We start from the raw sequence: 9,908 nt of genomic DNA on the forward strand, positions 1-9,908 counted from the left end.
TCGTGGGTGAAATACTGCTCCGGGGCCAGCCCGCAGCGGGACATCAGGGAATAGGCGATGCTGACGGTGGCAGCGGCTTTGAATTGGACTTCGATGTTAAGTTCATCGTACTCCTCCAAAAAGGAATCGTCAACGATGTAAAGGAAGTCCCGCCCGTTGTCCGCCCAGTATTCCCCGGCCAGCCTGCGGGCGATCTCGGTCAGCTGCCCGCCTAAATCATCGCCGCCCACCCCATACCGGTTTTCCAGCATGGCGGAGATGGAATCTATATGCCGTTCCTCCATCTTCCAGAGCCAGGGAGTGCGGGAGTGCGGGCGGGTTCCGGTGTCGGAAATGTCAAAGACATACCGCAGCCGGGTCCGGTCCCCGGAATCGTCCACCAGGGCGATGCCCTTGGAGCCGCGCCGGACATAGCGGCCCATCTTGTCATTCCACAAGTCATACTCCGCGCAGGCGGTAGCGTCCGGGCGCTGGGCGTAGATCATCAGCTGGTCATGGAAGGGGTATTTATAAAGCTGTTGTCAAGGGGGAATTTGAGATTTGATTCTTTGCGTGACCGCATTATGGAATTGTGCAGCATTCCTTTCCTTTTGACAAAAAGCAGCCCCGCTTCATTCAAATCGCTTTTAGCTGGCTTTGAATGAAACGGGGCTGTTTCGCTGTCTGATTTACTTGATAAATCCTACCTGCTTGGAGATCAGCGCCTCCTGCTCGTCCTTGCGCTGTTCATACTCCACTTTCTTCTCTTCGAAGTAGTTCCGGCCCTCGCTGTCAATGGACACGATCAGGGGCCCGAACTCCTTTACCCGGCAATTCCACAGGGTCTCGGGCATCCCCAGGTCCCGCCACTCGGCCCGCACGATCTCCTCCACCTCCACCGCGGCCACCACGGCGTTGCCTGCGGGGAACACGCAGTGGATGGCGCCGAACTCTTTGCAGGCCCGCTCGGTGTTGCCCTTCATGCCGCCCTTGCCCACGATGACCCGGACGCCGGTGGTTTTTACGAAGTCGTACTCGAACTTCTCCATACGCATGGAGGTGGTGGGCCCCACGGACACCATCTCGAATTTGTCCCCCTCCAGGGGGCGGATGATGGGCCCGGCGTGGAGGATGGCGTTGTCCCGCACATCCACCGGGATTTCCCGGCCCTCCTCCACCACACGCCGGTGGGCCACGTCCCGGCAGGTGGTCAGGCTGCCCGTCAGGTACACGATATCGCCAATGTGGATGTCCTTCAAATCCTCCGCCGAGATGGGGGTGGTCAGGATCTTCTTACCGTCTCTGATTTCTACCATTACAGCGTCACCTCCGAATGAGAAAGAATGGTGTAATTGAGGTCCTTGTCAAAGATGATGTGGCCCCGCCGGTGGCTCCAGCAGCCCACGTTCACCGCCACGCCGATGGCGGAGGGGTGCCGGGCGGTGTTCTCGATGTGGACGCCCAGCACGGAATACTTGCCGCCCATGCCCTGGGGACCCAGGCCGATGGCGTTGATGCCGTCCTCCAGCAGCTTTTCCATCTTGGCTGCCCTCTCGTTCTCGCTGTGGGAGCCGATATCCCGCATTAGGGCCTTCTTAGACAGCAGCGCGGCGGTTTCCACCGAGGTGGCCACGCCCACGCCTACCAACAGGGGCGGGCAGGCATTCAAGCCGTAAGTAGTCATGCGGTCCAGCACAAACTTGGTGACCCCTTCATAGCCCTCGCCGGGCATGAGCACCATGGCGTGGCCGGGGAGGGTGCAGCCACCCCCTGCCATGTAGGTGTATATCTCACACTGGTCGGAGTTGGGCACGATGTCCCACCACACGGTGGGGGTACCCTTGCCCACATTCTTGCCGGTGTTGTACTCGTCGAAGGTCTCCACCGAGTTGTGGCGCAGAGGGGCATCGAAGGTGGCCTTGACCACCGCCTCCTTCAGCAGACCCTCCAGTTCATTGATGAGGGGGAAGCCGGTGCCGCACTTCACCCAGAACTGGAGCACGCCGGTGTCCTGGCAAGAAGGGCGGTTCAGCTTCACCGCCAGCTCCTGGTTGCGGAACATGGTGTCGTAGATGGTCTTGGCCAGGGGGCTGTCCTCCTTGTCCCGCAGCTCTTGGAGCTTGGCGATGACATCGTTGGGCAGCTTTTTGCCGGTGTGGGCGATGAATTTTGCCATCATCTCGGTCATGCGCTGGACGCTTTCTGGTTTTGTCATGAAATGACCTCCTTGTATGAAAATAGATTACTATATATCGCTCAATAGAAGGGATAAAGGATGGGCAGCAGCACCATGCAGATCACGAAGGACACGCCGATGAGGGGCAGGCCGGATTTCACATAGTCATTGAATTTGTAGCCGCCCAATCCTACCACCATGGTGTTGGCGGGCATACCGATGGGGGTAGCGTAGGCGCAGGAGCAGGAGATGACGGTGGCAATCACCATGGAGCGGGGGTCCGCCCCCAGGCTCTGGGCCAGAGAGACGGCGATGGGCACCATGAGGGCGGTGGTGGCGGTGTTGGACATGAAGTTGGTCAGGGTACAGCCCACGATGAAGATCACCAGCAGCAGGATGATGGGGTTGGGGTTCTCGCCCAGGGCGCCCACGATAGTGTCGGCAATCAGGCTTCCGGCCCCGGTGGTCTCCAGCGCTTTGGCTAGGGCCAGAGAACCGCCGAACAGCAGGACCACCTTCAGGTCGATGGACTGGAGCGCCGCCTTCTCGCTGATGACGCCGGTGAGGACCAGGAAGGCCGCGCCGATGCAGGCGGAAACTTGGAGTTTGATCCCAATCTGCTCCTCAAAAATCATGGCCAGGATCACCACGATGAGCACTACCAGAGAGGTGACCTGCTTCCATTGGGGGACACCGCTGTAGTCGCGCTGCCCCTCAGTGTCCCCCTCACCCTTGGAGTCAGGGAGGAACTTATAACCGATGAGGGCAAAGTAAATGATGCCAAAAATCAGCATGGGCGCACCCACGGCGATGTACTCGAAGAATCCGGTCTGGATCCCCATCTCATTCAGGGCGTTGATGCCCATCAGGTTGCCGGGGGCACCGATGATGGATAGGTTGCCGCCCAGGGCAGCGGCGAACACCAGAGGCATGAGCAGTTTGCCCCGGGAGTAGCCGGACTCGTCGGCGATGCCGCACACCACGGGGATGAGCACCGCGGCGGTGCCGGTATTGGACAGGAAGCCGGACATGACGCCCACGATGACCATGATGGCGGTGATCAAAATCCGTTCACTTTTGGCGAACCGGGTGACGATGCCGCCGATCTTGTTGGCCATACCCGTCTCGAACAGGGCCTGTCCCACCACGAACATTCCGACACACAGGATCACGTTGCTGTTGACGTAGCCGGCGAAGGTGTCGGAGGCGCTGAGGACGCCGGTCACGTTCAGGCCGATGGCCACGATGGTGGCGGTCAGCCCAAGGGGGATTTTTTCGAGGATGAACATCACGATGGCGAAAGCCAGGAACAGCAGGGTTATGACAACCGGGGACATGGGCAACTCCTCCTTGTTGTTCTTCAACTGAAATGTCGCCGCGCAGCTTTCATCTCGTTATCTATATATTAGCATAGAAAAAACAAAATGTAAAATATATAAAATCTATTGAGCACAGTTTATACTTATGCTAAAATGGGGGAAAGGAGGTGCGGCACATGACACTTCAGCAACTGCAATACTACGTTGCCGTATGCAAGCACCAGAGCCTGACCAGAGCCGCCCGGGAGCTGTCTGTCTCCCAGCCCGGCCTGTCCACTTCTATCCGGGATCTGGAAAGGGAGTGCGGCTTCCCCCTGTTTGACCACCGGCCCAACAGCATCAGCCTGACGGACCAGGGCAGGGCCTTTCTCCGGGAGGCAGAGCACCTGCTGCGCTCCTACGGGCAGCTTTGGAAAAACGCGGAGCTCATCGCCCAGCGAAAGGCCGTCCTGCGGGTAGGCGTGGCTCCCATGGGGGCCAGCCTGCTCTTCCCACGGCTGCGAAAGGGATTTTACGCTGCCTGCCCGGATGTTACTTTTGAGGTGACGGAGGATTCTACCGAAACGCTTTACCAGAAAATAGACACCGGGGAACTTGACTTCGCCCTCACAGTGTCCATCGCCCCGCCTGGGGTAGATTACTGCTCTGTCATTTTAGGGCACAGCCGACTGCTGTTCTGCGTCCACCGGGACCACTCGCTGGCAGAGGAGCGGGTGGATACACTGTCCCAGGTGGGGCAAACACCGCTCATCATGCTGTCTGACCGCTACAGCCAGACCAAATATCTTAAGCGTTTATTCCGGGCGGCAGATTATACTCCAAACGTGATTCAATATACATCTCAAGTGTTTACCATCCTCCAGCACATCCGAGAGAACGCGGCGGCGGGGTTCCTGTCCGAGGACATAGTGCAACGTGAGGACAGTCTGACAGGATTTGCCCTCCGGGAGGTGGAGGAGGCATCTGTCACGGTGATCTGGCGAAAGGACGCGCAGGTTTTTCCCGCTATGGAGGCATTGATACACTATGTGCGAATTGAGAAATAGCGAGGGGGATAGAGTAGCGGCAAGCAATGCCCCGGTATATACCGGGGCGTGCTTGTTGGTGGCTGACCGCCCCCAAGCCCCCGTAAGGACCGGCGCAAATGCGCCGGTCCTTTTAAGCCGCCTTCGGCGTCTGCTGTTACCCGCAGGGAGAGAAAAAATCATCACAGCGCCTCCTGCTGGTGGTGGCGATTTTTCTCTTTCTCCGTCACGCCCAAAATCCGCCCCACGTTGTTTTTGGCGGTGAGCAATTCTATCATTTCCGCCTTTGTCTGCCTATACTGTGAATACTGTTTTCCCTTCTTTGCTTGCAGGGCGGCGTACTCCTGTTTCAAGGATTGGATGGATGGCAGCTTCGTCAAACCGAGGGAATTAAAATAACGCTTCGCCTCTTTACAATCTTCAATCTCTCTGCTATGCTGTTCGTAAAACTTGGCCTGTTTCCGGCCTGTCAGTTTTCGATATTGGGCATAGACCTCGCGGGTCTTGGAGTACGTTCCGATGTGCCGTTGCAATTCGGAAATGTCCTTCATTCTTTGTTCAGCAGCTTTTATCTGATCGCTCAAATCGCTGAATTTCTGTGAGGCCGCATCACAGGCTTTCTCCAATTCTCCAAAATCAGTCAGACCCTTTTCCTGCAAGTAGATGAGTGTCTTTGCCATCTCCTTGAGATTGAAAATCTTCGCCCAATGTTCAAACCCAGGGGAATTGATTTTCTGCATCCGGGCTTGAATGTCAATGAGCAGATTGGGCTTGGATTGTGCTGCCGCTTTCGCTTTGGGAGCGACAATCCGCTTGCCGGAAATGCGCTCCATAATCGCCGCTTCGGAGTAATCCGCGCCAAGAGAATCACAGCGCACGAACCGTTTGCCGCTGGGGATTTTGAACGCTAAGTGCTTGCCCCGTTTTACCTCCGCACCCGCCGCTTTCATAGCGGCGAGGAAGCTGTCAAAATCCTTGCAGCCTTGACCGAGGGCGGTGTCAATCATGCTCTCCAACTGGCCCCGAACGGTAGGCGGTTTATCCTCTCCCAGCCATGTGCCGTAGCTACCCCGGCTGGGCTCCGGCTCCGCGATCACCGACAGGCCATTTTCAAGGCACAGCATATCGGAGATTTTACGAACCGCGAATGAGGACCGCCAGAAGTTTCGGAATTTCCTGGTGCAGTCCAGGGCGGTCGAATTGAACACGATATGCGAGTGAATGTGATGTTTGTCAACGTGGGTACAGACGATAAAAGCGTGTTTCCCCTTGGTCAGCGACATAGCGAGGTCATAGCCGATTTTGTTTGCCAGTTCCGGGGTGATCTCCCCCGGTTTGAAGGACTGCCGCAGGTGGTAGGCGATCACATCATTGTCTTTCCGCTCCCTGCCGGTAATGACGGCGTACTGCCGCTTAGAAAACAGAAACTCCTGGTCAGCGATAGACGGATTACATTGATAGGCAGTCACCAGATCGCCGCCGTTGGTTTTCTCTGGATTCTCCACATAGTCCGTCACCCGGCCCAGGGCCTCCGCCACGGTCCGGCCCTTGCCGCTGTGCAGTGGCATCAGGCGTGTTGTTGCCATTTTCAAATCCTCCCCTCAAAAGAAAAAATGGTGGTGAGCGTCATTTTGCCGCCCACCACCAGACCCTTATTTGATTTTCGATAGCTGCTCCAATATGCTGCCGAACAGTCCTTCGACCGCCCCCAGCTTTGCGGTGATCTCGTCCGCTTCGTCAGGGTAGACCGCGTCGCCGCTGTTGATCCTCCGGGCAATCTGATTCACGTTGTTGGAGGTATACCGCAGGAGCTTGGCGCACTCGTCCAGCTCCTTGATTTGCAGTTGGACAATGTAGCCGTCAATACACATCTTCCGAATGTAGGCGCTCATGTTCCGAACGCCCATCAGCGCCATTCTCTGTTCGATTAGGCTCCGTTCCTCGTCTGTAACTTTGAAATAGATACCGTTGGTCTTTTCTTTTGCCATGCTCCCCCTTATCTCCGCTTCTGCCATACGAGGTCATAGCCGAGAGCATCGGCCAGCTCCACAGCTTCCTTGTAGCGCAGAGATTCACGGCGCAGCTTGTCGGAGAGATTGGGAACGCTGGGACTCCATCCGTACTGCTCCGCCAGTTTTTCCACCAGTTCGCTCATGGTGAAGCCCTCTCGGACAATATAGGCTTTGATTTCGTTCCTGATATTCATAAAAATCGTTCTCCTTTTCGTAATTGTATTCGCCATCCGGCGTAGAAATAGAAAACGCCCCCAACAAACCGGGCAGGCCGTTCACCATGCCCAGGTCACAGAAGCGCACATTGAATTTCAGCGTTCAGCGTGAAGTCGCGCGAAACCGTGAAAACCGGCAGGGGACAACGTACCGTGTTCGCTATCCGGCGTTGCGTATTTCCACGAAAAAGCGCCATGCTGATGCCGTTCTATTCGCTGATTTCACATGGATTGAAATTTAGGGCGCAAAAGGGACGGTCCGCAGACCGCCCCTTGACGTAGCATATTCAACCCTGGGCCTCCGCCGCCCGCTTCTTCTCGTGGGAACGTCTGGAATATTCCCTCTGCTTCTCCCGCTTCTTCCGCAGTTCTTCCTGCTCTGCCAGTTCTTCCGGCGTAGGCTCCGGGAGCGGCACATCGAATTTGCCGATAAACTTCAAATAAATATCAACTTCCTGCATCCGTTCGCCGCTGGACCTGTCCGGCGCATGGACAACGATCTTGTCCACGAACTCAAAAATCATCGGCGTGGTCAGCGCCGAGAAATCGGTGTACCGCTTGACCAAATCTAAAAACTGCCCGGCCCGGTCCGTGTCAGCGTTGAACGCATCAAGCTCCGCCTGCTCCCGCTTGATCGCGGCGTCCAATTCCTCCTGCTCCCGCTCATAGCCATCCGACAGCAGCTTGAACCGCTTCTCCGTCAGACTGCCCGTGGCGAAGGATTCATAGAGCTTTTGAATCAGCCCATCCAATTCGGCGGACCGCTTACGGTCCCGGTTCAGCTTGCGTTTCAGTTCCTTTGCGGCGTTTTCCTGTTGAAGCTGGGAGGCGGCGTGAATCTTCTCCATAAAGCCTTTCTCATCAGAGAGCGCGTAGGTGCTGACGGTTCTGATGGTGTCAAGAATCAGTGCCCGAACTGCCTTTGTGGTAATGTAGTGTCCAAAACACTTCCTTGTTTCCTGTTTGGCACTCAAACTGTAAGTGGAGCAGTTATAGTTGTCACCGGAATAAAGGCCGCTTTCGGGGTCGATCTTCATACCGTCCCGGAGCGCCCTGCCGCCCCGCTTGTGGTTATACATCTTGGCTCCGCAGTCGGCGCAGAACAGCAAACCCGTTAGCGGGTTCGCCTCACCTGTGGTGTCCGTCCGGCGGACCGTCTGCCGCACCCGCTGGGCCAGTTTCCAGCTTTCAGCGTCCACAATGGCCTCATGGGTGTTCTCAATGATCTGCCATTCCTCCGGTGAACGCTTGACTGACTTTTTGTCCTTGTAGGAGGGTTTATAGGAACGAAAGTTGACCGTATGGCCCATATACTCCGGCTTGGCAAGTATATCCCGAATTGTGGCGTCTGTCCAGTCATAAGGGCGGGACATATCTGTTTTGCTCTGGCACGTCCCACGGCCCTGTCTGGCAAAATAGCATGAGGGACGCTCCACCTTATCTTTCATCAAAATTCTGGCAATCGCGGAGGGATTTTTCCCTTCTATGCTCAGATGGAAAATCCGTCGCACCACATCCGCCGCTTCTTCATCCACCAGCCAGTGGTGCTTTTCCTCCGGGTCCTTCTTAAAGCCATAGGGGATATTATTCGTGACGGGTTTGCCGGACTTGCCCCGCACCTGATACTGTGCCTTTTGTTTCCGGCTGCAATCCCGGACATACCATTCGGACATGATGTTGATGAACGGCGCGAACTCCCCCGTACTCTGGTCGGCACTGTCCACGCCGTTGGAGATGGCGATAAACCGAACCCCATGCTGCCGGAACAGAACCTCGGTGTAGAAGCCCGTTTGCAGATAGTCACGCCCGACACGGCTCATATCCTTGGCGATCACACAGCCGACCTTCCCGGCTTCAATGTCCGCCACAAGCTGTTTCCAACTGGGCCGTTCAAAGTTAGCCCCGCTCCATCCGTCATCCGTGTAATGGGAAATGTTGGCAAATCCTCGCTGGGCGGCATAGCTTTCAAGCATGGCCTTTTGATTTACAATCGAGTTACTATCCCCAATTTGCTCATCGTCACGGCTAAGGCGCTCGTATAATGCTGTGATCTTCTCCGGCTCCAACCGCTTCTCGTTCATGTTGAACTCCCTTCAAGCGGCTGGCTCGTTTGTGGTATCCCCATTGTACCACAGTCCGCGCCGTTTGTCACGGCCCCGCGCCGAATTAAATGCAGAATTTTGTCGTTCATGGTTTCCTGGGCGGTATCGCTGAAATGGACGCGCACCTTGTAGGTGGTGGACCCGATACGCCGGTAGAGAATGGCGGTGTTCGCCGCTGCTGGTTGAATTGTAGCTATATTTTGCCTTCCTTTCTTGCGGTAGGCCGCAACCCGTAGTATGATGGTGGTGGATGTTCCAGGCAAACAGAAAGCCAGCCCCCGGCTGCGTAATGACGTTCGCAACCGAAAGCTGGCCTGATATGCCTATGTACTTTTGTCGTGAAAGGACGATGGTTTTCACAGCGTCCAAAGCATCCCCTCACAAATAGGAGAAAAACCGGGGGTAAAGCGGAACCATTTTCAAAAAGTTTCTGAAAATTTCTCGAAGCGCCCCGGTTTGTTCGCCCATCTCTATTATACGGTCAAATCGGCCACGACCGCAAAAATATGGCGAAAATGCAAGATTAGGCCGTTCCATTCTGAAAAATTGCAAAAATGCAAGATGAAATCAGAACGCGCAAAGCGCGTTCTGATCCGCAGCAAAACAACGCAAACCACAAAACCACATCGAAAATTCTTCGTTCTGATCTTGGAACGTGCTGACGGTCAAAATGTCCGTCACCACCATGCCGAAAATCAGAAGTGCAGAATGCACACTTGATTTTGGCGTAACGTGGCCGACATTTGTCGCTCACGTTTCAGCCAAACGAATACCATCGTTCTCCCAAGTATATTATGGGCGAAATCGAAAAAAACAGGCTATTGGCATGACAGTCCCATTTCAAAAAACATGACACCGCCCCTCGGATATACTTCGAGCGACAAATTGTCGCTCGAAGTTGTGAGGATATTGGTATCACCCCCTCCCATAGCACCGTCATTCACCACAAACGAGCAGCCGCTATGTTGTATTAGGCGAAATCTCACATTCACCCTTTACAACATACATCTTTGTAAAGCCTGGAGGCTGTGTCCAGAAACCGCATCCACTCATTCCAGCTGGAAGTGAGCTGCACCGCCG

The 9,908-nt window shown here is 55.5% G+C and carries 9 protein-coding genes and 1 pseudogene; 1 reads left to right on the plus strand and 9 read right to left on the minus strand.

The genetic code is table 11. The features are described 5' to 3' along the window. The 4 genes and pseudogenes from D5269_RS16050 to D5269_RS16065 all read right to left on the minus strand — a co-directional run. Positions 1-515 (minus strand): annotated as a pseudogene (locus tag D5269_RS16050) (hypothetical protein); the annotation flags it as partial. 153 nt (positions 516-668) lie between these two features. Continuing rightward, on the minus strand, positions 669-1,295 hold the full coding sequence (gene ttdB / locus D5269_RS16055) for a L(+)-tartrate dehydratase subunit beta (protein WP_120486798.1): 627 nt from the start codon (positions 1,293-1,295) through the stop codon (positions 669-671). Further along, positions 1,295-2,194, minus strand: a complete 900-nt coding sequence (ttdA, locus tag D5269_RS16060; protein WP_120486799.1) for a L(+)-tartrate dehydratase subunit alpha — start codon at positions 2,192-2,194, stop codon at positions 1,295-1,297. Before ttdA ends, ttdB begins: the two co-directional genes overlap by 1 nt. A 41-nt stretch (positions 2,195-2,235) precedes the next feature. Then, positions 2,236-3,492 (minus strand): SLC13 family permease, encoded by a 1,257-nt coding sequence (locus tag D5269_RS16065; RefSeq protein WP_120486800.1) that lies wholly within the window; start codon positions 3,490-3,492, stop codon positions 2,236-2,238. 158 nt (positions 3,493-3,650) lie between these two features. Here D5269_RS16065 and D5269_RS16070 point away from each other — a divergent pair, with 158 nt between their 5' ends. Then, positions 3,651-4,520 (plus strand): LysR family transcriptional regulator, encoded by an 870-nt coding sequence (locus D5269_RS16070; protein WP_120486801.1) that lies wholly within the window; start codon positions 3,651-3,653, stop codon positions 4,518-4,520. Between the two features lie 161 nt (positions 4,521-4,681). Here the strand turns inward: D5269_RS16070 and D5269_RS16075 are convergent, their stop codons facing one another. The 5 genes from D5269_RS16075 to D5269_RS16095 form a co-directional block, all read right to left on the minus strand. Next, positions 4,682-6,085 (minus strand): relaxase/mobilization nuclease domain-containing protein, encoded by a 1,404-nt coding sequence (locus D5269_RS16075; RefSeq protein ID WP_120486802.1) that lies wholly within the window; start codon positions 6,083-6,085, stop codon positions 4,682-4,684. 66 nt (positions 6,086-6,151) lie between these two features. Further along, positions 6,152-6,487, minus strand: a complete 336-nt coding sequence (gene mobC, locus D5269_RS16080) for a plasmid mobilization relaxosome protein MobC (protein WP_158605033.1) — start codon at positions 6,485-6,487, stop codon at positions 6,152-6,154. Positions 6,488-6,495: 8 nt separating this feature from the next. Further along, complete coding sequence (locus D5269_RS16085) at positions 6,496-6,705, minus strand: phosphoribosylglycinamide formyltransferase (RefSeq protein ID WP_065548382.1); 210 nt, start codon at positions 6,703-6,705, stop codon at positions 6,496-6,498. Between the two features lie 308 nt (positions 6,706-7,013). After that, positions 7,014-8,807, minus strand: a complete 1,794-nt coding sequence (locus tag D5269_RS16090) for a recombinase family protein (protein ID WP_120486804.1) — start codon at positions 8,805-8,807, stop codon at positions 7,014-7,016. Next, positions 8,804-9,091: a transposon-encoded TnpW family protein gene (locus D5269_RS16095; protein WP_207709150.1), complete on the minus strand. Its 288-nt coding sequence runs from the start codon at positions 9,089-9,091 to the stop codon at positions 8,804-8,806. The genes D5269_RS16090 and D5269_RS16095 overlap by 4 nt, the downstream gene beginning before the upstream one ends. Positions 9,092-9,908 lie beyond the last annotated feature (817 nt).

Origin of the sequence: Anaerotruncus sp. 1XD42-93, from assembly GCF_009917605.1 — a bacterium.
Classification (GTDB): Bacteria; Bacillota; Clostridia; order Oscillospirales; family Ruminococcaceae; genus Anaerotruncus.

Bases quoted from the DNA above. Each gene is read 5' to 3' on its own strand.
- D5269_RS16065 (WP_120486800.1), bottom strand. From the start codon at position 3,492: ATGTCCCCGGTTGTCATAACCCTGCTGTTCCTGGCTTTCGCCATCGTG.
- D5269_RS16070 (WP_120486801.1), top strand. From the start codon at position 3,651: ATGACACTTCAGCAACTGCAATACTACGTTGCCGTATGCAAGCACCAG.
- D5269_RS16090 (WP_120486804.1), bottom strand. From the start codon at position 8,807: ATGAACGAGAAGCGGTTGGAGCCGGAGAAGATCACAGCATTATACGAG.
- D5269_RS16085 (WP_065548382.1), bottom strand. From the start codon at position 6,705: ATGAATATCAGGAACGAAATCAAAGCCTATATTGTCCGAGAGGGCTTC.
- ttdB (WP_120486798.1), bottom strand. From the start codon at position 1,295: ATGGTAGAAATCAGAGACGGTAAGAAGATCCTGACCACCCCCATCTCG.
- ttdA (WP_120486799.1), bottom strand. From the start codon at position 2,194: ATGACAAAACCAGAAAGCGTCCAGCGCATGACCGAGATGATGGCAAAA.
- D5269_RS16075 (WP_120486802.1), bottom strand. From the start codon at position 6,085: ATGGCAACAACACGCCTGATGCCACTGCACAGCGGCAAGGGCCGGACC.
- mobC (WP_158605033.1), bottom strand. From the start codon at position 6,487: ATGGCAAAAGAAAAGACCAACGGTATCTATTTCAAAGTTACAGACGAG.